This is a genomic window from Methanothermococcus okinawensis IH1, from assembly GCF_000179575.2.
GTDB lineage: Archaea > AGJL01 > Methanococci > Methanococcales > Methanococcaceae > Methanofervidicoccus > Methanofervidicoccus okinawensis.
This window is the reverse complement of sequence record NC_015636.1, coordinates 170,746-193,798: the sequence shown is the minus strand read 5'-3', so window position 1 is coordinate 193,798 and position 23,053 is coordinate 170,746. Positions and strand designations below refer to the sequence as shown.

The window sequence follows — 23,053 nt, the reverse complement described above, 5'->3', positions numbered from 1 at the left end:
GGTTTTTAACTATATTACTAATAAATTCATCTAAATTTATACCCGTTATTACATCGGCAACTGGAATATTTAATTTATAGGATATATCATCCAATAAGTTTTTAAAATTTTTTTATCTTTAAAATTTTTGCCGTTTATGGTAATTCCAATAACCTTTTTACCACTTAATAATTCTATGGTGTTTATATTCTTTTTTATGCAGTTTATGTCATCAGTATTTGATGCGAGTATAATATAATCAGGATTTGAACCGAGAAGAATAGCTATACTAATAACGCCCCCCCCTCTTCCAGTTCCAACCTCTAATGGATTCGAAAATATACCTGTTTGTCCAGATACAATAATTACATCGTTATTATTCAAATCAACTTTTTTAATAGCCCCAAATATTGTAGAAGCAACATGGCATGTGGGAACAAGTTGTGGTATTACCATCTCATCTATTCCGCATAATTTAGATTGCGGTTCTGTTCCGACTGTGCCTACCTTAAAATATTTTCCGAGCTCATGTTTTAAAACCATAGATGTGGTAAATTTCCCACATTGCCTTCCTGTTCCCATTATTGTAATTACCTTTGAATCGATACCATTTAATCCCATTTTGGCATATTCTTTATATTCATCAAACAAATTGGGATTTGAACAATCGAAAAATTCAACATTATGTATTTTGGCAAAATCTACGAGCTCCTTATAATCGGTTATTCTATAAAGTCTTGCCATATTGTATATATTTTTACCATTTTTTATCTCATTTATAATAGTTTTTTTCCAAATTTCTACCTCTGATGATTCAAGAATTTCCTTTGTCCAGATAAATGTATCGTAATTATTATTGGTAGCACTATTATTTTTATTATTAATAGTATTATTACTTTGATAAATACCTGAGCTTATGCATCCATATCCTATTATGGATATATTGGCAAATTTTTTTAATCCATCCGAAATCTTGTTTTTGTGAGATAATTTTGCCGTTTTTATAATCATAGCATCCCTTGCATATTTTTAAAAAAATTATGAAATCATGATATTAATTTTATTTATGTTTATTTTTATTCATAGTTTATTCATATATTATTTACGATATTAAAAATTTTAAGTCCTAAAATATTAATTATATATAAACTTTTTCATTTAATCCAAATAGGATATTTAATAAATTTAATTTTATATATATTTACATCAATATGTTTTTAGTTTTAACTTTAATTTTACATTTAAGATTTTCAAGGAGGGAATTTATGAAAAAGCATGAGGATATATCAAATATATTTAATATCAAAATTAAGGACATTATGGCAAAAGATGTTATATATACTCACCCCGATACTGGCGTAGTTAAAGCATTTGAAACTCTTTTAAAATACAAAATAAGTTGCCTACCTGTTGTAGATAAGGATAAAAAAGTAATTGGCATTATTACTACCACCGATATTGGATATAATTTAATATTGGATGAATACACCCTTGATACGAAAGTTAGCGATGTTATGACAAAGGATGTAATTACAATAACCTCAAATAAATCAATCATTGAAGCCATAAGAAGAATGGACGAATACGGGCATAAAGGTGAGATAATAAATCAACTTCCTGTTGTAGATGAAAATAATAAGTTAATTGGTGTTGTATCTGATGGGGATATAATCAGAGCTCTGTCAAAATTTCTAAAAAAATAATAAAAATATAATCAATAAATTAGAATGTAAAAAAAAATTAATATATAATATAAAATAATAAAAAGTAATAAATAATTATAAAATAATTAAATATTAAATAATTTATTCAGTATATGTAATATTTTCTGCTTCAAGGGCCTTTTTTATCATTACATACTGTATTGATACAGGCAATGGATGACCTATTTTTACCTGTTTTCCTTCTTTGTGCTGTTCTTTTATCCAATTTACAAACTCTTTCCAATTATTTACTGGAATATCGCTTCTTACAACAACTGCTGAACCTTCACCGTGTAATGCACTAATGATTTTTGCATTAGTTCCTTTGTCAATAGCAAATACTGCTGGTGGAACTCCATTAAATCCTATATCAACCTGATTTTGAGCCATTAAGGTCATTATTTTTGCTCCACCTTCTGAAACCTGTATTAATTTAATATTTGCTATTTTTTTACCGTTTTCGTATAATTCATACTGTTTTTTAGGTGTTATCTCTTTTAAATATATATTGTATTTATTTTTAAACAATTCTGGATATTTAGCTGCAACAAACAATGCTGCATGGTGGTCTGTTGGTAAATATGCTACTCTTAATGTTGGTATATTATTATCATTAACATTTGGTGAATTATTATTTTTTATTTCGTCCATAACGGTATTGTATGGTTTTAAATCGAATAATGTATTTACGATAGTATCTTTATCATTTACCCCTTTTAATTTACCTGTAAGGGATTTTTGAGAATTCATAACCTTTACAAATTCTATTGTTCCAGGAACATCTTTTTCTGGATTTGTGAAATATTCAATATGAGGCACAGATAATTTTTCAACTGATTTATCTACACCAAGCCAATAGGCACTTGCATCTATTGCAAGGCTTTTGTTATTGTTTATCTCATTTGTAGATAAAACCACTAATTTTAAAAATTCATCCACAGCAACTTTATTATTTTTTAGTGCGTTATCTGATGCTACAATAACACAGCATGGATGGTCTTTCCACATGCCTTTTGGAGGTAAATTTTGACTATATATAATAGGTTTTCCTATATTTTTTGTTTTTAGAATTTCTGGCATAGGTTCCCATGCAATTACAGCATCAAGTTCTTTTGTGCTTAGAAGCTGAGGCATTGAACCTTGACCTTTACAATTTACAAGTTTTACCATTGGCATACTTGCGGCCGCATTACTACTGCTACTACTGCTATTGTTGGTATTGTTTCCAACACATCCACAAAGCATGACAATTCCAATAACTGCCAAGCTCATAAATAAAACAGCTAATTTTTTAATGATACCACCTCAATAAATAAATGATATGTTATAAGATTTATAATAGTATATAAAAGTTATGATTTTTTTATGAAAATATAAATAAAATTTCTTAAAGTAAAAAAATAAATTTATACTGCATATATTTTAAAAATAGTAAAAAGTATTATAATTTATACCATAAAAAAAGATTAAATAAAAATTATCAATAATAAATAAAAATCATTTAATCATTAACTAATTACTCCTTTTCCGAACCATACATTGGAGGGAGCTCATCATCTACACCAGGTATAAATCCAACAGTGTCTCTATACCTTAACTGCATTCTATGATATATACAGCTCAATGGAATCTCCATTGGACAGACATCCTCACACTGACCGCAATTTACACAGCTAAAACTCATGTGGGATAGCCTTATACCTTGGAACATTATAGGGTCTGGTGGAATTTTTCCTTTATCTACATAATCCTCATTTAAAACACATTCCTTACAGAAACATATTGGACAGACATCCCTACAACCGTAGCATTTTATACATCTGTTCCAATACTCATTCCATTTTTCAATGGATGGATATTCCTCTTCAAGCTGTTTCTTTTGAGATGATTTGGATAATTTAATCATAATTTTTTCAATCTTTTCTCTGATTTTAATGTTATTTTCAGATGGGGTTTTAATCTTAATATATCCTTCTTTTTCAGCACTTTCAATTAACTCTCTTCCTTTTTCTGAACACACTTCAACAAAAGTCCATCCTTTCTCTGCCCCCCAATTTCCACAGGCGATATCGGCATTTCTTGGTATTTTTAATTCACATCTTTGACAGTTTTTTCTTCTACCATATCCCTTTTCTTCCAATTCATCTATTTTTATTCCTTTTTCTGTTCCATCCTTTAATTCAATTATAAATTTTCCTTTATCTATTTCTTCCTTAACAACATCCTCAGGATTTACATCATAAAATAATTCTATCATTTTTATGGCTGTTATGGGTGGAACTGTTCCACCGCAGTTTAAACCTATGGTATAGATATTATCCTTATTTATTTGATACCTTTTTTCGAGCTCCTTTATAGCCATAGCATCACATGGTTTTACAGCTACTGCTAACTTTAAATCGTATAGATATTTGCTTATAATTTTAGCAATATTTGTTGGAGCACAGTGTAATGAACCGCATGTTTGTATTAATTCCTCTGAATTTTCTACAAGAGTAGGTATTCCGTCATAAACATCTTCTCCTTTTTTTAGGGTTAAAACTCCATCAACAAGTTTTTTATCAAGTAGATATTTGAATAACGAAGTTACTGCCCCACCACATTCTGCATGTTTTAATATATTTTCATCTGTTGATTGGACTAAGAGATATTTATCCATATAATCACCTATTTTAACTTATTTTAGTTCATTATATTTTTTTATTTTTTTAAGTTAACAGTTATTTAATAGTTATTTAGTCATCTCATTTTTTCTGCCAATTTTGATATTATTTCATAATCGGGTAAAGCCTCCCCCGGAGCTCCTATAATTTTATTTATCTTTTGAGTGGTGCCCATGGTATTTGTAAATGTTCCATCCTTTTCAGCCCAACATGCAGATGGCAATACAACATCAGCCAGTTGAGCTGTTTCAGTTAAAAATATATCCTGAACTACAAGGAAATCGAGGGATTTTAAAATATTATTATCTTTGTCGTATAATGCAGGATTTTCTCCAACGATATATGCACATTTAACATCTTTGATTAAGTCAAACATCTCTTTCCTATTCAGCGGTGGAAGGATTTTTATTGCTCCCATAGTATTGCAGTATTTTAATAAAGGCAATAATTTACATCCCGTTTTTTCTGAAATATTATAAACCAAATTTACATCCTCTCTTTCTATTATTTTGTTAAATATTATTATAGAATTCTCATCAAGTCTTTTTAATGGTTCTTTATCTATATTTTTTAAAAATTCGGAAAAATTATTTATTTTTATAAATTTGTTGGAATTTAACTCACCAACCTTATTGTTGGTTATATCTTTTTCTTCAATTACAGTAATTATTTCAGACCCTTTTTCCTTTGCTTTAATAACTCTTCTTCCAATTAGAGGACTTTCTCCAAATATATCTCCAAGAATTAAAATAAATTTGCTATTTTCGACATCATCATAAGAGGCTATCTCTTTATTTAAATCAATTTTTGGAGAATTGCATATACAAACTCCAATATTCTTGACATTTAGATTATCTGCCAATTTTTTCAAAGCATAGTTATCTTCATTTGTGCATTTTCCAGAACCTATAATGGCAATTTCGTCTGGATTATAAGTTTTTAATTTTTTAGACACCAACTCCAATGTATCATTCCAGTTTGATTCAATAAATTCCACATTTTTTCTTATTAGCGGGGTTTTTAATCTATTTTTATCATTTATGATTTTATAACATTCCTTTCCATTGATACAATTTTTTCCCTCATTTATGGGATTTCTTCTGTATGGGTAAGTTCCTATTACCTTACCATCTTTTACTATTAAGTCTATACCACAACCAACACCACATACTGGACATATCGCATGCTTAATTTCCATCGTTTCACCCATATATTTTTTAAATCTTTTTAAAATCTTCCTAAATATCTAATTTTAATACATAAAATTTCATAATAATATTAGTTATTATATTACTATATTTAATTAATATCACTTATCATTATTGTATATAAAATTTATTATTTATATTTTATTTTTATTATTACAATAAGATAAATTTTTAAAAAGTATTACTAAATATCTAAAAAAATAATGGAAGTTATAATAATATTAATAATAACTCCCAAAATAAACAATTACATCATTTCATCGACTTTTTTCATCAACATTTTTAGGATTTCACTATCTGGTAATACACCTTCTGGTGCATCAATTACTTTTCTAAGTTCTATTGGAACTCCATCCATCCTATATGCTGTTCCATCAACCTCAACACCTGCTATTGCAGGAGGAATTATAATGTTTGCCAATTCTGATGTTGGTGTTTGGTGAGGGTCAATACATACCAGAGGGATTTTTGCCATGTGTTTAACAGCTTTTTGTGGGAAGTGAGCTCCTGGGTCAGAGGCTATGTTTAGCATTATATCCCCCTCTTCCCTCATTAATGAATCTGTAATACTTGAATCCCCTGGGTTGTATCTTGGATATCCCCTTGTATAATCGACACATAATGGATAACCACTTATCCAGGTGCATACTTGGTTAAAACCATTTACATTGTAGTGTCCTCTCATTGGCATTAAACCAAATTTTGTATGGGCATTTAAGTCAATAACAAGCTCAATGGCATTGTCAATGTTTCTGTGTTTTCCTTTTGATTGAGTCATTCCCATGGAAAAGAACAATTGTCCGAACTGGGCATTTTTACAGATATCCACAGCTTCGTAGATGGTTTCAGATGGAACACCTGCAACTTCATCCACTTCCAATTCAAAGCCTTTTAATACAGCCCTCATAGCACTTATTAATTCATAATCCTTATGAGGTTCAACCTGTAAATGAATATCTGCCAATTTTGCAGTGTCGGTTTTTCTTGGGTCTACAACAATCATTGTTCTGTCGTGTCTTCCTCTTTCTCTGAAAAATCCTCTGGAAAATATTGAATATCTACTCATATGTCTTGGGTGAGCATGCATTGGGTTTGAGCCCCAAAATATAACAACATCAGCTCTGTTTTTAACTTCTCCAAGGGTGCAAACTGGGTATCCTACATCTTGTAAAGCCCAAACACTCGGTCCATGGCAAACTTCTGCGGTATTACTTATAATACCTCTAACTTTTTCAGCTAATTCCATGCCATAAGCCTGTGCATGACATTCTGTGGTTGAAAACCCGTATATCAAAGGTAATTTCGATTCTACCAATAATCTTGCAGTTTCTTCTATTGCAGTTTCATAATCTGTTTTTTTGAAGTCGTCTTTTTTATTTTCTCTCATTAAAGGTTCTGTATATCTTACAGCACCTTCAAAATGCATGAATTTTGCATTTCCTATTCTGCAAGCATTTTTTGTTCCAACTATGTGTCCATCTTCAACCATAATTTCCAAGTCATCACATAGGGTGCCGCAGAAAGGACATACAACATTTTTGACAATTTTCATGTAATCACCACATACACTAATTATTATTAAAATTAAAAATTAAATTAAAAATTAAAATTAAATATTTATTTACATTAATATTTATGTATTAATTAGCTGGGTCTTTAAATGCCCCTTCAATCTGATTAAATAATTGAATAGTTTTAAAGTGATGTTGTTCCATAGCACCACTTGGACATCCTGCTGCACAGGTTCCACATCCCTTGCACAATGCCGAAATAACATTTGCTACAAGTTTTCCATTTTCTTTTTCTACCATTATAGGAGCTCCGTAGGGACACTGTTTTACGCAGACACCACAACCTCCACAAATATCCTCATTTACCTCAGCGATTATAGGTTCAACATTAACCTCTCCCTTAGCCATAGGTATTGCAGCCCGTGATGCTGCTGCTGAACCTTGTGCAACCGATGTTGGAATATCCTTAGGTCCTTGACAGGCCCCTGCAAGATAAATACCATCCGTGGCTGTATCAACAGGTTTAAGTTTTGGGTGAGCTTCCATAAAGAACCCGTCTGCTGATTTTGAGATGGCAAAAATCTTCTGAACTTCATCCATAGATTTTGCAGGCACCATACCCACTGAGAGAACCACCATATCGTATTCTTTTTCAATCAATTCCCCAAGTAATGTATCTTCCGCCCTTATAGTTAGATTTTTAGTTTCTGGATTTTCTATGATTTCTGCTGGCCTTCCCCTTATGAATTTTATGCCGTATTGTTCCTGAGACCTTTGATAAAATTCTTCGTATCCCTTAGAAAATGCCCTAACATCCATATAATAAATATCTATCTCTGTATCCGGCTCATGCTCTTTTATTAGTTGGGAGTTTTTCATGGCATACATACAGCAAACATTTGAACAGTATTTATTCCCTACTTTTGCATCTCTTGAACCTACACACTGTATAAATGCTACTCTTTTTGGAGTCTTTCCATCACTTAATCTTACAACATGCCCCATTGTTGGACCTGATGCATTTATTAGCCTTTCAAGTTCAAGACCTGTAATTACATTGTCATAGATTCCATAGCCATATTCTTCCTTAACTGATGGGTCAAATGGGTCGTATCCTATTGCAACAATGATGCTCCCTACCTCCTCTTCAACAAGCTCTGGTTTTTGATTGTAATCTATGGCTTTTGGACCACATACTGTGGAGCATAACCCACATTCTATACAGTGTTCCTTGTCGATTGTATATTTTGCAGGAACAGCCTGTGGGAATGGTTTATATATTGCCTTTCTTGTTCCAAGTCCCATATCAAATTCATTTGGAACTTCAATTGGACATACCTCTGCACACTGACCACATCCTGTACATTTTGTTTCATCGAGATATCTCGGTTTCTTTAATATCTTAACCTTGAAGTTTCCAATATATCCACTTACCTCCTTAACCTCAGAATAGGAATATAATTTAATATTTGGGTGTTTTGCAACATCTACCATTTTTGGAGCTAATATACAGATAGAACAGTCGTTTGTTGGAAATGTTTTATCCAATTGAGCCATCCTTCCTCCAACAGATGGGGTTTTTTCCACCAATACCGTTTCAAATCCCATATCCCCTAAATCCAATGCGGCTTGGATGCCTGCAACCCCTGCACCAATAACCAGAGCTCTCTTTTTAACCCCGACTTTGATAAACTCCAATGGTTCCAACAATCTTGCCTTTGCAACCCCCATTCTTACAAGGTCTTTTGCCTTTTCCGTGGCTTTTTCTGGCTCATGCATATGCACCCAAGAATCATGCTCCCTTATATTTACAAACTCAAATAGGAAAGGATTTAATCCTGCTTCTTGGACACATCTCCTAAATGTAGGTTCATGCATCCTTGGAGAACATGCTGCAACTACAACCCTGTTCAAATTATACTCTTTAATATCTTTTTGTATGAGCTCCTGCCCTGGGTCAGAACACATATATTTGTAATCCCTTGCAACTACAACATTTTTCAATGTTTTGGCGAATTCAGAAACTGCTGGACAATCAACTACTCCACCAATGTTAATTCCACAATGGCATATATAAACACCAATTCTTGGTTCTTCCATGGTATCACCATTTATAATAACTATATTATATTTTTTAATAACAATATCTAAAAAATACCAATTAATATAATTAATTATTAATACAAGTTTAATTTTAATTTAAAATTAATTTTAGTTTTAGTTTAATCATCAAATCTATTTTAAATCAATGACTTTACCTTTTCCCTTTATCTGCTCTGCACAGCTTAAACATAAAAGACACATTACACAGTATCCCTTTAAAGGAAGGTGTTCATCATTTTCATCTATCTCTAAAACCTTCATTGGACAAACTTCTACACATTTTCCACATTTATCACATAGCGATGGGTTAAATTCTATTCTATTATAATCCTTTCCGTTATGGTTTATTGTGCCCATTTTTAAGGCACCAGTAGGACAAGCTACTGTGCAGGCTCCACAAACTATACACATTTTTACAGTTTTTGATTTTTCATCTACCTTTATAGCTCGTGTAGGACAGACTTCTGCACATTCTTTAAGGGTTTCGTAATCTTCATCGATGATTACAAGACCTTCATCTGTAATTGGATGAGCACTGTCATATTTTACATCGAGTGTTAAGGCATTTACTGGACATACATTGACACATAAACCACATGCTGGACAAGCCTTTGGAGGCATTACTATTAAATTATTTTTATCCACTTTAATCATATTTCCTGGACATATCTCAGCACATTTGAAACATCCTATACATGCGTTTCTATCAACATTAAAGGATATAACTTCTTTTTTCTCTTTTTAGGTATCTTTCCAGATACTGCAATTGCATTCCATGGGCAGGTTTGACCACATATAGAGCAGTATATACATTTTGTTTTATCTATAACTGCCTTGTTGTCCTCGATTGTAATGGCCTCCACAGGACATTCTGGAACACATACTCCACATCCAACGCAGTTATCCATTACAACTATTGGTTCGTCTGGTATTGTAATTTGTTTCTTAGGTTTTTCTACAAGTCCAGGTATTGATATAATTTCAATTGGACAGACATCTACACATTTTTGACATAAAACACAATGTCCCTTTGAATAAGGGTATGTATTATCTACTCTTTTTATCTTTGTAGGGCAGGCCTCTGCACATTTTCCACATTTCATACATTTAACTGGATTATAATCTATCTTACCATCTATTTCTGATAAAGCCCCTGTTGGACATACTTCCACACACTGCATACAGAGTGTGCATGTTTTAAAGGGGGCTATCTCTATGGCGTCTGTTGGACAGACAGCCTTACATGCATTACATACCAAGCATGCATCCTCTTGAATTTTTATTCCTTCCAATGTAATACACCTTTTTTTGATTTTAGTAAAGTTTCATAATGTTGTAGATTTTACTCGAATGGTTAAAAATTTATATTTTAACTGATTTAACCCAGTTATTTCCTTTATATACCTCCAACGATAAACTGCCATTATTATCTCCTATTACATGAGTTGCACAGGATAGGCACGGGTCATAAGCCCTAATTACCATTTCCATATAATTTAAAATCTTTTCATTTGCATCTTCTGGTTTTTTTAAATATTTTTCAGCAACCTTTCTAACCCCAAGGTCCATTGCAGGATTGTTTTGAACCGTTGCAACAACCAAGTTTGTATCTTTAATAATCCCATCGTTATCAGTTTTAAAGTGATGAATTAGAGTTCCTCTTGGAGCTTCAACACACCCTACACCTTCACCAACTATATCATCGGCGGGTTCTGCTCTTATATCGGTACCTACAATTTTATCATTTTCTAAAAGTTCTTTTATTTTCTCAGCACTTGATAGGAGCTCTATCAATCTTGCATAGTTAAATAATATTGGGTAGTGACATGGTTTTCCAAATTCCTCAATAAATTCTTCATAGTATTTTTGTGCCAATGGTGTTGCCATTTTATCTGAAACATTAAGCCTTGATAAAGTATTTACTCTATAAATTCCTTCTTCTTCCCCTTTATCTTTTAAGTATGGAAATTTCAAGTATGAATATGGCTTAACTCCTTCGGCAATATAATTTGAATATTCCGATGGGTCAAATTCATATTCTGTTTTTCCTTTTGGATTAACCACTCTAATTTTTCCATCATAGAGCTCATGTGTTCCATCATTTACCATACCTGCATGATAGGATTCAAAGTATCCAATATCAAGCAAATCATTTTCTTTTATATTTTCAATTAGTTTTTTTCCAAGTTTTATGGATTTTTCAGACAATTCAATAGCCCTATCCGATAATTTTAATAATTCGTCTCTTTCTTCTTCACCTAAGGATTTTGACTGTCCTCCAACAACTGCTGTAACGGGGTGTATTGCTCTTCCTCCAACTGTTTTTACAATAGTTTGGCCTATTTTTCTCAATTCTATGGCTTCTTTGACAACCTCAGGATTTTCTTTTGCCATGCCCAATAAATTTCTTTTTAAAATATCATCTGTTGTTGGATACATTAAATCAGGAGCTGCAAGAGCATAAAAATGCAATGCATGACTATGAACTGTTGCCCCCTGATGCATTAAATTCCTTAAAAGTTTAGCTGTTTCAGGAATCTTTACTCCAAATACTTTATCTACGGCCTTTGCACTTGCCAAATGGTGAGCTACTTGGCATATTCCACAAATTCTTGGAGTGTAGGTTGGTGCATCTTCAATATACCTCCCTTCTAAAAATTTTTCAAAACCCCTGACCTCTACCACATGAAAATGAACTTTATCCAGATTTCCACTTTCATCAAAAGACACAGTTATCTTTCCATGCCCTTCAACCCTTGTGACTGGTTCAACTGATAATTTTACCATTTTATCACCGTATCCTTAATTATTAATTAGATATATTGCTATAATTAGTAATGGCATATAGTTAAATATTTAATTATACTATCTATCTTTTAATTATAGTATTCATTTCTTTAATTTAATGGGAATTAAAGCACTTGGAAGCGTAAATTTATAGAAACATCCGATTTTATCTTTTATCGATTTTGGAAGTATTGTTGGGTCTATCTCTTTATCTTTATCAATGCCATAATCTGAACATAGTGCAGAAATCATTTTTGCTCCTAGGTCCACAACAGTTCCCGCAGGACCGCAGCATCCAGCACATGGAATTCCTACCTTGGGACATTTTGCACCACATACAGCCCTTGTAGCAGGTCCCATGCATAGATATCCTTGTTCTAATAGGCATTTTTCTGGGTCAGGTGTTCCTTTGAATCTTCTTTTTAGTGTTGTAATAGAGACCCCTTCTTTACTTTTCTTTCTAGAGCATACCTCACAAAGATTATTTTTTGGTAATTCAGGAGTCTCCCCCTCTAATAACATGGTAAGCACTTTTGCTGTAACTTCAGGTTCTGGCGGGCATCCTGGTACAACAAAATCCACATCTATTATCTGAGATAATGGTTTTACTCTTGAAGTCAATTCTGGAACTTCTTCATTTGGAATACTACCTTTTTCATTTTCTGTTGTTAATGTTGTTTTATATACCTTGTCTAATATTTCTTCATTTGAATATAAATTTCCCAATCCAGGAACTCCACCAAATGCTGCACATGTTCCAAATGCTATAACTATGTCAGCCTTTTTCCTCATCTCTTTTGCTATTTCTTCGTTTTCTTTATTTCTTATTCCTCCTTCAATAATTGCAATATCTACCTTATCAGGAATTTCTTTAACATCCATTAATACAGGACAATGGACAAGTTCAACTCTATCAAGTATGTTTAGGAGCTCCTCATGTAAATCTAACAAACTGATATGACATCCAGAACAACAGCATAACCAAGTTGTTGCTATTTTTACCATTTAATCACCGTTTATTATCAGTGTATCCTATATCACAGTATATTATAATATGTTTAATGTCTAATTAATTTCTAATAATTCCTAATTAATTATTCTTCCAATTTTTCTTTTAATTTTAAAGGACCCATAGATTTCACAGTATTATATACATCTATCATAGTTTGCTGGAATTTTTCACCTTCTGATGCTGAAATCCATTCAAATTTAAATCTTTCTGGTTCTATTCCGAGCTCGGGTAGTAATTCTTTTAAAAACATAGCCCTTCTTTGCCATTTATAATTTCCAGCATCATAATGGCAATCTCCTAAATGGCAACCTCCAACAAAAACACCGTCTGCTCCTTCACTAAATGCTTTTAAGATTAAGGAAGGTTCTATTCTTCCAGAGCACATAACCCTGATTATTCTAATGCTTGGAGGATATTGCATTCTACCTACACCTGCTGTGTCTGCTCCACCATAGGTGCACCAGTTGCAACAAAAACCTATTATTTTTGGTTCCCATTCGGACATTTTATCACCTATTAAATATATTAATATGTTTATTACATAATCTAATGTTAGTTTTAACTTTTTATTATATATAATAATATATCTAAAATCAAATAGTAAAGTTTATAAAGTCATTTAAAATAATTTAAAATGTTTAAGTTTATTCAATAATTTTAAGCATTATGAAGTTAAATATTAAAAAATTAATAATATTTTACAAAAAAAGAATATTTAGTATTATTTTTAGTTAATTAATATTATTAAAATAATATAAACTCGGATTTTTGTTTTAACATATATATCTTTCTATTTTAACTAAATAACAGTATTTTAAATATATTATATCGTATATTATATTTTATAATAAATATATTAATTTTTTAAATATCAATTAATTAGTTAGATAACATATTATCTATTTTAATAACATATATGGTGGTTCTATGGGTAAAACGGTGGAAATAAATCCAACAACAAGGCATGAAGGACATACAAAATTAGTTTTAAAAGTAGATGATGAAGGAATTGTAGAAAAAGGAGCCTATTTAAGTGTAACACCAGTAAGAGGTTTTGAAAGATTTTTAGAAGGAAAACCTGCGGAATTCGCACCGCTCGCTGTGATGAGATTCTGTGGCATTTGTCAGTCTGCACACGGGATTTCATCGGCTGAGGCAATTGAGGATGCCTGCGGTATAATTCCACCAAAAGACGGATTATTATTAAGGGAATTACTTGGAATTGGGAACAAAATGCATTCTCATCCACTTCATCAGTTTTTAGTTTCACCTGATTTTGTGCCTGAAAAGGATAAAGTTGAATTTATTAAACGAGTTCAGGCAATGAGAAAGGTAGGACAATATATATGCGATGTCGTAGGTGGTGAAGCAATACATCCACCAAACATAAAAATTGGTGGTATGGCAAAAAACATTACAGAAAGTGTTAGGTCAAAAATATATTACAAATGCAAAAAATATGAAAAACTTGCAAAGGAACAGATAGATTATTTAATTCCAATATTTGAAAGTAGAGCATTAGCTGATGGAACGGAGCTCCCAGAAAAACTTGGATACCATGATTTTGGATATATTGCTACTCACCCGACTTATGGAGATAGAACAAAAATCGACCAAGATAATGTTGTAGAATACACACCATTTGATGTCTATGAAAAGGAGGTAGCATTACAGGCATCAACAACAATTCCTACATTAAATGGAAGATTGGCAGAAGTTGGACCTAGGGCAAGATTTAACAAATTCTTTGATTTTAAAGAAAAAGGAGCCATGGCTATACATATAGCTAGGGCTTATGAATTAATTGTTTTAGTAAAAAGAGCAATGGAAATTGTTGATGAATTAAATGTAAATGGAAAAACCCTTTCAAACGAACCAATAATTGGTGATGGTGAAAAGGTGGGTTTAGGTGTTCATGAAGCAGCAAGGGGGCACAATACCCATCAAGCTTCAATCGATAAGAACGGAAGAATAACATACTATAACGCAATTGTTGCTACAACTTGGAATATTCCATTAATCGGTAAAGCAATTGAGGGAAGCCATTATAAATTTGCAGAACATGTGGTTAGAGCCTATGACCCATGCGTTTCCTGTGCAACTCACATGATTGTTAAGGATTATGATAATAAAACAGTAGATGAAAAACTTATTCACTAATCTAATTGATAATTGGCTATAAATTAACTAATATGATATAATAACCAAAAAATAATAACAAAAATAATAACCAATATAATTTAATAACTAAATTTAAGGGTGTAATATGCCTAACTATTTAAATAAAGAAATTTTAGTCCTTGGATGTGGAAATATATTATTTGGAGACGATGGATTTGGATATACTGTAATAAATGAATTAAATAAAATGAAAGAAAATAATCCAATTTTGAACTCCAATAAAATAGAACTAATAGATGCAGGAACTGGTGCATCTCACTTTATATTATCTTTAATTGATGAGAATACGCCAATAAGAAAGATAGTGATAGTAGATGCAATAGATTATGGATTAAAGGCTGGAGAATTGATAAAACTTTATCCTAAGGATTTACCCGAAATTGAAAAATATCAAGCAGATGCCCATAATATGCCACTTGCAGGAATGTTAAATGAGCTCAGTGAAAATTATAATATTGATATAGTGGTTATAGGATGCCAAATAAAAAACATGCCTGCACCAGATATATGTCTTGAACTATCAGAAGAAGTAAAAAAATCAGTTGATAAGGCAGTAAATATGGTGTTGGACGAATTAGCAGTTGAATGATTAATAAGTAATAATTAATAACTAAAACATTAATCATGGTCAATAATATTAATAGTATAAATATATATTTAAATATATAATTTTTTGTAAATATTATTTTAATTGAGGTGAAAAAATGGTAAGGGTGGCACACATTCACATGAGTGGATGTACTGGATGTTTAATATCATTAACTGATACCTATGAAAAGCTTTTGGATATATTGGGAAGTATAGATTTAGTTTATTCATTGACTTTGATGGATGAAAAAACAGAGATAAATGAAACCGATGAAAAAATATTGATTGAAAGAAAAATTCCTGATAATATAGATATTGCACTTGTGGAAGGTGCGGTTTGTTTGGATGATGAACATTCTATAAAGGATATTCTCGAAACAAGAAAAAAGGCAAAGATTGTAGTTGCATTGGGAGCATGTGCAGCAACTGGTGGAGTTTTAAGATATAGTAGGGGAGGACAGATGTCAAAACCAGCTCATGCCTCGTATGTTGCTGTTGGAGATGTGATAAAAGTTGATTTGGCAATTCCTGGATGTCCTCCATCACCAGAAACAATAGTTAAGGTAATTATATTGGCAATAAATGGAGATACAAAATATTTACAACCATTTGCAGAGTTTGCTCAGAATAGCACAGAAGCCTGTGGATGTGATTTAATTACAAATGTAGTAAATAAATCCCTCTGCATGGGATGTGGTTCCTGTGCCTCTGCATGTCCAACAAGAGCTATTGAAATGGTTGAAGGAAGACCTAATATTTTAAATGAAGTATGTATAAAATGTGGAGCATGTTCATTCCAATGCCCAAGAATAAGAATTCCAGAACAGGTTAAAGAGATAGAACAATAAAAATCCTTAGGGGTGATTAAATGGATGCTTTTGGAAATTATAAGACAATAATATCCGCAAGAGCTACGGATAAAAAGATATTAAAAAAATCCCAAGATGGTGGGATAGTATCTAGCGCATTTATATATGGGTTGGAAAATAACCTTTTAGATGGTGTAATAGTAGCAGATAAAGGTGAAGGTTGTAAGCCAGTTCCCAAGGTTGCCACAACACCAGAAGAGGTTTTAAAAGCAGGAGGAACAAAATATACAGTATGTCCAAATATAAGCGTTTTAAAAAGTGCTATTAGAGAATACGGCTGTGAAAAACTTGGAGTTGTAGGAACTCCATGTCAGGTAATAGCTACAAGAAAAGCCATGAAATATCCAGTAGGATTCAGACACATGCCAGATAAAATTGCATTGATTATGGGTATATTCTGTATGGAAAACTTCCCATATAATGGTATGAAAACCATAATTGAAGAACACTGCGGTGTAAAAATAGACGATGTTGCTAAATTGGATATAGGAAAAGGTAAATTCTGGGTATATACAAAATGGGGAGAGGCAAAATCTATAAAGTTAAAAGAAACCCATCCCTACGAACAAAAAGCATGCCATGTATGCACAGACTATACAGCAGAATTGGCAGATATCTCAACAGGTTCAGTAGGCAGTCCTGATGGTTGGAGCTCGGTATTTATAAGAACATCAAAAGGTGAAGAATTCTTCAACAAGATGGTTGATGAAGGATACTTAGAAACCAAACCAATAGATGAAGGTAAATTTGGTTTAGGAATCCTTGAAAAACTTGCATTAACTAAGAAAACTAATAATTCCAAAGAAATTGAACATAGAAAAGAGATAGGATTACCTGTTCCTTATTAATTATATTTTAGTTTTATTTTTTTAATTATTTTATATTTTTTTATTTTATATTTTTTTATTTTTATTTAGTTTTTAATTAGTTTATTTGGTTTATTTAGATAATTTAGTTTAAGAAAGTTATTTAAAATAAAATTATAACTCCAAAAATCCTCTTCCTATTAAGTGGGATATTCTTAAACATTCTGGAATTTTGCTTTTTAATCTTGTTTTTTGTATTATCATTTTTAGGAGCTCCTTCTCTATACCGACATACTGAACATATATATCACTAATTTTTTCAGGCTCTGGGAATGATTTTAAAAGGTAGATTCTTTTTTCATAGTCCTCAAAATGTTTTTTTAAAGCATCCATCATTTTTTGTCGATTGGGCATCCTGTCAATAACTGCAACCACAGGGATATTGGTTTTTTCATTTATTTCATATAGGTTTGCTATGTTAAATCCTCCAAATGTAACGCCGTCCAAGAATATAACATTTATCTTTGTTTTATGTTTTCCCATGATCATTTCAATAATCTTTTCTGTTGAATCCATTCCATCTCTGTGTATTTTTTTAAAGTAAATGCCATCTATTATCTTATTTCCTCGATAATAAGTCCCAATTAATAGGGCTTCTTTATCGTTTCTATTAAATGGGGCATCATCTATACCTATTACTCCAACTTCGTCTTTAATATACATTACCATATATCTATACCTTTATTTTTTATTTTATTTTTTATTTTTAATTTTTTTAATTATCTTCGTTTAGACAGCAGGTAATAAATTATAGCTCCAATTATTCCCAAAAACCAAACAATTAACAGCCATAAAATTTTTTCAAGAATGTCTAAATCATCTCTTTTAACTATATCTACAACAACCAATATAAATACAATAATTTTTATTACAGTCCAAAATCCAAAAAACATAAAACCAAAATTCCAATAATTTCCCATCATCATATTCATCGGAGAAATCCACATAAATTTTCACCTAAAAATAGCTATAATATTAATTATAGAATAATAAAAATATAATAAAATATAATTACAATAAAATATAATTAAAATTAATAAACTAATAATTAATAATATCTACTTAATATTTATTATTAATGTTTTGCTTCTAAATTAGTGCCCTTTAAATGGATATCCATGATATGTTGATATTGCAGTTTTTATAAGGGTAATTGCCCAGAAAAAGAACAATAGCCAATATAAACCAAATCCTATATAATTTACTATATTGTAGTGGAATAAATTATATATGTAATATGTTGAGCCAACATAGGCACCAAGAGGGAAGATAAATGCCCACCAAGGCATGCCATATGGGAGTTTTAAGTTTTTAATATAGTGCAATGTCATAACTATTGCCATTATAGCCCACCAAAGTCCAAATCCCCAAAATATAAATGAAAAGATATAGTATGGGTCTTTAATATGTATTATTGGAGTATTATGAACAATATTTATCAATGCAATAATACCTGCACCTATTGGACCTAAATTAATCCATACAGTCGGAGCAAGGGTTGAGGGTAGTGGATGGTGAAGCATAAATCTATAAAATACAATTGCCAATATAGCCAAGTATAAGAAAAATCCTGCTCCCCATCCAAAGAAATTTGTAATAACGGCTAATTCATGGAGCAATCCTGTAAAATGGGGTGCCAATAATCCACCTGCAATAGGAATAACTATTAAACCAACAGGAGGAATATACCATCCGGGATTTACATGGTCTAATTTTATATTTTCAGATTTAAACATTTGGAATGGAACAATTATACTAAATACAATCATAGACAGAGCTCCAAGTATCCAAAATATTTTAGACCAATATATGTTGTGGAGGATTGTAAAAAAATCCGATGCAAGAACTAACATACTAACAGCAAATGTTGGGTAAAATGCAGATAATACTGGATGATTTAAATCTGCTTTTGCATTTTTTGGAAATATTATCCATCTCAATGTCCAAGGTATGCTAAATAGTATAAACAGAAATACATTAAAATAAACAAGATATACAGCAACTGTATTTAGTATGGGCAAATACATGGCATACATATGACTTGTAATTGCCAATATACCTGTTCCCATTATCGCTGCAAACCATGATGGTATGAAATTCTTTATTATATCCCATTTCGATTCGCATGCCTCTAGCATTTTTTCACCTCTTTTATCCACATATGTGCAGTGGTAATATTGCTATATTTAAAGTTAATATATTTAAAACTTCCGATTAATCGATGTATTTTAATATTTTTAAAATATATTTAAATATAATGATATACATTAAAATAAAAAATGAAAAGTAAAAAAATAAAATAATTAAAATAAATTAAAAGAATAACCAAATTAATTAAATAATTAAAGTAAATTATATTTTCTCCTTATACCATCGTATAAATCTATTACATTTCCATTTAAAAAGGCAGACATCGTATAAATTACCCCTGGTGGTAGTATATTCGTGGCAGTTCCTTTTTTAACAAAATATAAATTGTCAAAACTTAGCAACCCACCAAATATTAATCCTGCTAATTTTGGGAGCTCCTTTAATTCTTCAAAGGTAATGATAACAACAGGGTCATCTGTGGCAATGCCAGAATATCCAACGCCGTGAATCTTTTTAGGCTTGTTAGATACGCTGGAACCCACATCAAAGCCGTATTTTTTCCCAATATCTTCAACAAACAATGCCATTTCATTTACAATATCTTCTCCCCCGTAGGTGTCAAAAGAAACAATTAAAGAATCCCCATATTTAGAGCCCGCCTTAGCTATTGCATAGGATACTCCCTCCCCTGCATCCTCAGGATGTTCGGAAATCCCATTTAAATCTTCAAAACCTTCGGCATGTTTTTTTAATAATTTTATAATATTTTTATTGGTTTCTTCGATTAAGTTTTCAGGAACAAAAGAGGTAATTACTATATCATCCCCCGTAATATTTGAAAGTGCTGATTTTACATCTGGATGAGTAATTAAGGACAATTCCCTCCTTATTTTTTCATTTACAATAGGATTTGTTTCTACATCATTTGAGGATATATCTATACTTATCGAAGTAATGTATTTTTCCATATTATCATCATATCTAATTTTTTCTAATTTTATCTCTCTTCTATCTTATCTATTTGAGATTTTATAATGTATATGGTATAAATTTGAATAAATTATAATATAATATTAAATTATTTTAATTTTTTATGGCTTAATACTTCATTATATCCCATATGAATATGTAATTATAATCAAAAATATTTTATATAAATTATGAATTATAAATTATATGGATTATTTTATATAAATTCCATCATATTTCTACATACTCCTAATTTCATGGTTGTTTTTTTGTAGTTTTCCATCCATTCCCTTCTAAACCTATTTAATACATATTTGTCATAAATATACTCTATATCAGTTTTTGCTTCCATCAGTATAAGCCCTTCTGCTGGTGCGGGTGGAACACCCCCTTTATGGTTCTCACACAGGAGCTCATCTATCCACCCCACAGGTTTATTTTCTTTTCCAACTTCGGATAATGCAGTGATTATCTTTCTTACCATATTCCACAGAAAACTTTTGCCGATAACATCAATTGTAATATAGTATAGATTTTTTTCAATTTTTATATCATATATTGTCCTAATGGGGCTTTTTTCCTTTGTTCTATCTTTTTTTGATAGGTTATGGAATGAATGTTCCCCTATAAGTTTTTTTGAAGCTTCTATCATTAAATCAATGTTGTATTCATCGATATGTGGTATAATAGGCAATATATATCTATAATGTCTATATTTTACCTCAGGAATAGTATCTATCTTTTTGTAGCCAAATATCCATATTCCTTTATTTTTTAATTTTGAATAAATATGGGATAAAATCGGCTCTTGGCTTAATTCTACAACTATAAAATTTCCAATTGCAGAAACGCCTTTATCGGTTCTACCTCCACAAAAAATTATTTTGTCATTTGCTAAATAATTACATTCTTTTAAAGCATCCATTATTTTATCGCAAACTGTTTCTTTATGGGGTTGAGTTTGAAATCCATAATGGTGTTTGTTATATGCTACCTTTAAGATATACATAATATCACAATATGATGATGATAAATATTAATAATTTATTATGATGTTATATATAGATATACTTAAATTATCTACTATAAATAATGAAAACATATAGCGATAAAAACTTTATCGGAGAAAATTATCGGAGCTCCGATGAATAATAATTACATAACCATTATCCGATAATGCCTAACCAATATAAGAACATGAGCGTTATTTTATTTTATAATTTATTTTTTTATTTTCATCAATATAAAAGTGATAGTATGAAAACTCTAATTATAGACCCTAAAATATCAGGAATATCTGGTGATATGTTTATATCCGCACTTATTGATTTAACGGATGATATCGATTCGTTATATGAGCTCACCTCTGTCATCAACAATTTGGAAAACTGCAAAAAATTTGAAGTAAATATTAAAGAAGAAAAAATAAACGGCATAATGGCAAAAAAGCTTTATATAGATATAATTGAGGATAGATTTCACCATCCAGAAGATTTAAAAAATGCTATTGCAGAAGTTTCAAACAATTTAAAATTATCCAATAGGGCAAAAAGTATAACAAACAATATTATAAATGATTTAATATATGCTGAAAAAAAGCTCCATAAAACTAATTTCCACCTTCACGAAGTGGCATCTCTTGATACTATTTTTGATGTTGTTGGAAGTATAATGCTACTTGAAAAAAACGGGTTTTTAAATGGGAAAATATACTCTACACCCCCAGTTCTTGGTGGAGGTTACACTAAGATGGAACATGGTATATTATCGATTCCTGCACCTGCTACCCTTGAAATATTATGCAAACATGGTATAAAATACTCCAATCCTCCTTATGCCACTAAATTTGAACACACCACACCTACGGGCATTGCCATACTCTCCAATATAGTTGATGAAATTGTAGATAACTTTCCACCTATGATACCTATAAAAGTTGGATATGGCGGAGGCTCAAAGACATTAAAAGAAGTCCCAAATATTTTAAGGGTTGTTGAGGGAAAAATAAATGAAGATATAATGGAAAAAAATATGGTTGTGCTTGAAACCAATGTGGATGATATATCCGGTGAGGTTATAGGAGCTCTGTTTGAAAAATTACTAAATGAAGGGGCAAAAGAGGTGTTTGTTGTAAATGGTATTGGAAAGAAAAACCGACCTACCAATATTATTTCTGTAATTACAGATTATGCAACTTCTGAAAAATTCGCAAAAATGCTTATGGAAGAAACTGGAACATTGGGGGTAAGGATAAAAGGAATAGATAGAATAAAAGCAGAACGAATTAAAAAAACCTATTTTATTAACATAAATGGTAAAGAATTTAAATGTGATGTAAAAATATCCTCCATTGATGATAAAATAATAAATATAAAGCCCGAATATGAAGATGCCAAAAAAATAGCAGAAGAATTAAATATACCACTTAGAAAGGTTTTGAAAATATTGGATAATAAAATAACACACATAACTGGTAATGAAATCGTAAAATAAGTTAAATCATACATATTTTAAGAATATTTA

General features: G+C 31.0%; 19 protein-coding genes and 3 pseudogenes. 6 read left to right on the top strand and 16 right to left on the bottom strand.

Annotated features, from left to right (window positions below; genetic code table 11):
• Window positions 1-69: 69 nt before the first annotated feature.
• The gene (locus METOK_RS00945) at window positions 70-990 is read right to left on the bottom strand and encodes a DUF1611 domain-containing protein (protein ID WP_013866371.1); all 921 of its coding nucleotides are present in this window, start codon (window positions 988-990) and stop codon (window positions 70-72) included.
• 254 nt (window positions 991-1,244) lie between these two features.
• Here METOK_RS00945 and METOK_RS00940 point away from each other — a divergent pair, with 254 nt between their 5' ends.
• A complete protein-coding gene (locus METOK_RS00940) occupies window positions 1,245-1,682 on the top strand; it encodes a CBS domain-containing protein (RefSeq protein ID WP_013866370.1) in 438 nt (145 codons plus the stop codon).
• Window positions 1,683-1,787: 105 nt separating this feature from the next.
• On the opposite strand, the pseudogene METOK_RS08685 reads toward METOK_RS00940, so the two are convergent.
• From METOK_RS08685 to METOK_RS00890, 10 genes and pseudogenes are all read right to left on the bottom strand, one after another.
• Window positions 1,788-2,333: pseudogene (locus METOK_RS08685) on the bottom strand (ABC transporter substrate-binding protein); the annotation flags it as partial.
• Window positions 2,334-2,579: 246 nt separating this feature from the next.
• Window positions 2,580-2,852, bottom strand: a pseudogene (locus tag METOK_RS08810) (ABC transporter substrate-binding protein); the annotation flags it as partial.
• Between the two features lie 346 nt (window positions 2,853-3,198).
• Window positions 3,199-4,341, bottom strand: coding sequence for a Coenzyme F420 hydrogenase/dehydrogenase, beta subunit C-terminal domain (locus METOK_RS00925; protein WP_013866368.1), 1,143 nt, complete (start codon window positions 4,339-4,341; stop codon window positions 3,199-3,201).
• An 80-nt stretch (window positions 4,342-4,421) separates the two neighbouring features.
• Complete coding sequence (locus METOK_RS08945) at window positions 4,422-5,543, bottom strand: molybdopterin oxidoreductase family protein (RefSeq protein ID WP_048057819.1); 1,122 nt, start codon at window positions 5,541-5,543, stop codon at window positions 4,422-4,424.
• Between the two features lie 257 nt (window positions 5,544-5,800).
• Window positions 5,801-7,105: a formylmethanofuran dehydrogenase subunit B gene (locus tag METOK_RS00915; RefSeq protein WP_013866366.1), complete on the bottom strand. Its 1,305-nt coding sequence runs from the start codon at window positions 7,103-7,105 to the stop codon at window positions 5,801-5,803.
• 88 nt (window positions 7,106-7,193) lie between these two features.
• The gene (locus METOK_RS00910) at window positions 7,194-9,164 is read right to left on the bottom strand and encodes a CoB--CoM heterodisulfide reductase iron-sulfur subunit A family protein (RefSeq protein WP_013866365.1); all 1,971 of its coding nucleotides are present in this window, start codon (window positions 9,162-9,164) and stop codon (window positions 7,194-7,196) included.
• 135 nt (window positions 9,165-9,299) lie between these two features.
• Window positions 9,300-10,459: pseudogene (gene vhuB, locus METOK_RS00905) on the bottom strand (F420-non-reducing hydrogenase associated-polyferredoxin VhuB).
• A gap of 70 nt (window positions 10,460-10,529) precedes the next feature.
• Window positions 10,530-11,954 carry a Ni/Fe hydrogenase subunit alpha gene (locus tag METOK_RS00900; RefSeq protein ID WP_013866362.1) on the bottom strand — a complete coding sequence of 475 codons (1,425 nt, stop codon included), beginning with the start codon at window positions 11,952-11,954 and terminating at the stop codon, window positions 10,530-10,532.
• Window positions 11,955-12,056: 102 nt separating this feature from the next.
• Window positions 12,057-12,959 (bottom strand): NADH-quinone oxidoreductase subunit B family protein, encoded by a 903-nt coding sequence (locus METOK_RS00895; protein WP_013866361.1) that lies wholly within the window; start codon window positions 12,957-12,959, stop codon window positions 12,057-12,059.
• Window positions 12,960-13,048: 89 nt separating this feature from the next.
• The gene (locus METOK_RS00890; RefSeq protein WP_013866360.1) at window positions 13,049-13,471 is read right to left on the bottom strand and encodes a hydrogenase iron-sulfur subunit; all 423 of its coding nucleotides are present in this window, start codon (window positions 13,469-13,471) and stop codon (window positions 13,049-13,051) included.
• A 422-nt stretch (window positions 13,472-13,893) separates the two neighbouring features.
• Between METOK_RS00890 and frhA the strand changes: the two genes are divergently transcribed.
• The 4 genes from frhA to frhB all read left to right on the top strand — a co-directional run bounded on the left by frhA (window position 13,894) and on the right by frhB (window position 17,452).
• On the top strand, window positions 13,894-15,126 hold the full coding sequence (gene frhA, locus METOK_RS00885) for a coenzyme F420 hydrogenase subunit alpha (protein ID WP_013866359.1): 1,233 nt from the start codon (window positions 13,894-13,896) through the stop codon (window positions 15,124-15,126).
• A gap of 106 nt (window positions 15,127-15,232) precedes the next feature.
• Window positions 15,233-15,736, top strand: coding sequence for a coenzyme F420-reducing hydrogenase, FrhD protein (frhD, locus tag METOK_RS00880; RefSeq protein ID WP_013866358.1), 504 nt, complete (start codon window positions 15,233-15,235; stop codon window positions 15,734-15,736).
• A 115-nt stretch (window positions 15,737-15,851) separates the two neighbouring features.
• Window positions 15,852-16,583 (top strand): coenzyme F420 hydrogenase subunit gamma, encoded by a 732-nt coding sequence (gene frhG, locus METOK_RS00875; protein WP_013866357.1) that lies wholly within the window; start codon window positions 15,852-15,854, stop codon window positions 16,581-16,583.
• Between the two features lie 20 nt (window positions 16,584-16,603).
• Window positions 16,604-17,452, top strand: coding sequence for a coenzyme F420 hydrogenase subunit beta (frhB, locus tag METOK_RS00870; protein WP_013866356.1), 849 nt, complete (start codon window positions 16,604-16,606; stop codon window positions 17,450-17,452).
• A gap of 132 nt (window positions 17,453-17,584) precedes the next feature.
• Here the strand turns inward: frhB and METOK_RS00865 are convergent, their stop codons facing one another.
• The 5 genes from METOK_RS00865 to truA all read right to left on the bottom strand — a co-directional run bounded on the left by METOK_RS00865 (window position 17,585) and on the right by truA (window position 21,539).
• Window positions 17,585-18,139 (bottom strand): endonuclease dU, encoded by a 555-nt coding sequence (locus tag METOK_RS00865; protein ID WP_013866355.1) that lies wholly within the window; start codon window positions 18,137-18,139, stop codon window positions 17,585-17,587.
• A gap of 50 nt (window positions 18,140-18,189) precedes the next feature.
• A complete protein-coding gene (locus METOK_RS00860) occupies window positions 18,190-18,417 on the bottom strand; it encodes a PLDc N-terminal domain-containing protein (protein WP_013866354.1) in 228 nt (75 codons plus the stop codon).
• A 147-nt stretch (window positions 18,418-18,564) separates the two neighbouring features.
• Window positions 18,565-19,608, bottom strand: a complete 1,044-nt coding sequence (gene tdt / locus METOK_RS00855; protein ID WP_048057818.1) for a TDT family transporter — start codon at window positions 19,606-19,608, stop codon at window positions 18,565-18,567.
• Window positions 19,609-19,812: 204 nt separating this feature from the next.
• A complete protein-coding gene (locus METOK_RS00850) occupies window positions 19,813-20,529 on the bottom strand; it encodes a hypothetical protein (RefSeq protein WP_013866352.1) in 717 nt (238 codons plus the stop codon).
• A 218-nt stretch (window positions 20,530-20,747) separates the two neighbouring features.
• The gene (truA, locus tag METOK_RS00845; protein WP_013866351.1) at window positions 20,748-21,539 is read right to left on the bottom strand and encodes a tRNA pseudouridine(38-40) synthase TruA; all 792 of its coding nucleotides are present in this window, start codon (window positions 21,537-21,539) and stop codon (window positions 20,748-20,750) included.
• Between the two features lie 248 nt (window positions 21,540-21,787).
• On the opposite strand from truA, the gene larC reads away from it, so the two are divergent.
• Window positions 21,788-23,023 (top strand): nickel pincer cofactor biosynthesis protein LarC, encoded by a 1,236-nt coding sequence (gene larC / locus METOK_RS00840; RefSeq protein ID WP_013866350.1) that lies wholly within the window; start codon window positions 21,788-21,790, stop codon window positions 23,021-23,023.
• The last annotated feature ends 30 nt before the right edge of the window (window positions 23,024-23,053 follow it).

Bases quoted from the DNA above. Each gene is read 5' to 3' on its own strand.
- METOK_RS00945 (WP_013866371.1), bottom strand. From the start codon at position 990: ATGATTATAAAAACGGCAAAATTATCTCACAAAAACAAGATTTCGGAT.
- METOK_RS00940 (WP_013866370.1), top strand. From the start codon at position 1,245: ATGAAAAAGCATGAGGATATATCAAATATATTTAATATCAAAATTAAG.
- METOK_RS00925 (WP_013866368.1), bottom strand. From the start codon at position 4,341: ATGGATAAATATCTCTTAGTCCAATCAACAGATGAAAATATATTAAAA.
- METOK_RS08945 (WP_048057819.1), bottom strand. From the start codon at position 5,543: ATGGAAATTAAGCATGCGATATGTCCAGTATGTGGTGTTGGTTGTGGT.
- METOK_RS00915 (WP_013866366.1), bottom strand. From the start codon at position 7,105: ATGAAAATTGTCAAAAATGTTGTATGTCCTTTCTGCGGCACCCTATGT.
- METOK_RS00910 (WP_013866365.1), bottom strand. From the start codon at position 9,164: ATGGAAGAACCAAGAATTGGTGTTTATATATGCCATTGTGGAATTAAC.
- METOK_RS00900 (WP_013866362.1), bottom strand. From the start codon at position 11,954: ATGGTAAAATTATCAGTTGAACCAGTCACAAGGGTTGAAGGGCATGGA.
- METOK_RS00895 (WP_013866361.1), bottom strand. From the start codon at position 12,959: ATGGTAAAAATAGCAACAACTTGGTTATGCTGTTGTTCTGGATGTCAT.
- METOK_RS00890 (WP_013866360.1), bottom strand. From the start codon at position 13,471: ATGTCCGAATGGGAACCAAAAATAATAGGTTTTTGTTGCAACTGGTGC.
- frhA (WP_013866359.1), top strand. From the start codon at position 13,894: ATGGGTAAAACGGTGGAAATAAATCCAACAACAAGGCATGAAGGACAT.
- frhD (WP_013866358.1), top strand. From the start codon at position 15,233: ATGCCTAACTATTTAAATAAAGAAATTTTAGTCCTTGGATGTGGAAAT.
- frhG (WP_013866357.1), top strand. From the start codon at position 15,852: ATGGTAAGGGTGGCACACATTCACATGAGTGGATGTACTGGATGTTTA.
- frhB (WP_013866356.1), top strand. From the start codon at position 16,604: ATGGATGCTTTTGGAAATTATAAGACAATAATATCCGCAAGAGCTACG.
- METOK_RS00865 (WP_013866355.1), bottom strand. From the start codon at position 18,139: ATGGTAATGTATATTAAAGACGAAGTTGGAGTAATAGGTATAGATGAT.
- METOK_RS00860 (WP_013866354.1), bottom strand. From the start codon at position 18,417: ATGTGGATTTCTCCGATGAATATGATGATGGGAAATTATTGGAATTTT.
- tdt (WP_048057818.1), bottom strand. From the start codon at position 19,608: ATGCTAGAGGCATGCGAATCGAAATGGGATATAATAAAGAATTTCATA.
- METOK_RS00850 (WP_013866352.1), bottom strand. From the start codon at position 20,529: ATGGAAAAATACATTACTTCGATAAGTATAGATATATCCTCAAATGAT.
- truA (WP_013866351.1), bottom strand. From the start codon at position 21,539: ATGTATATCTTAAAGGTAGCATATAACAAACACCATTATGGATTTCAA.
- larC (WP_013866350.1), top strand. From the start codon at position 21,788: ATGAAAACTCTAATTATAGACCCTAAAATATCAGGAATATCTGGTGAT.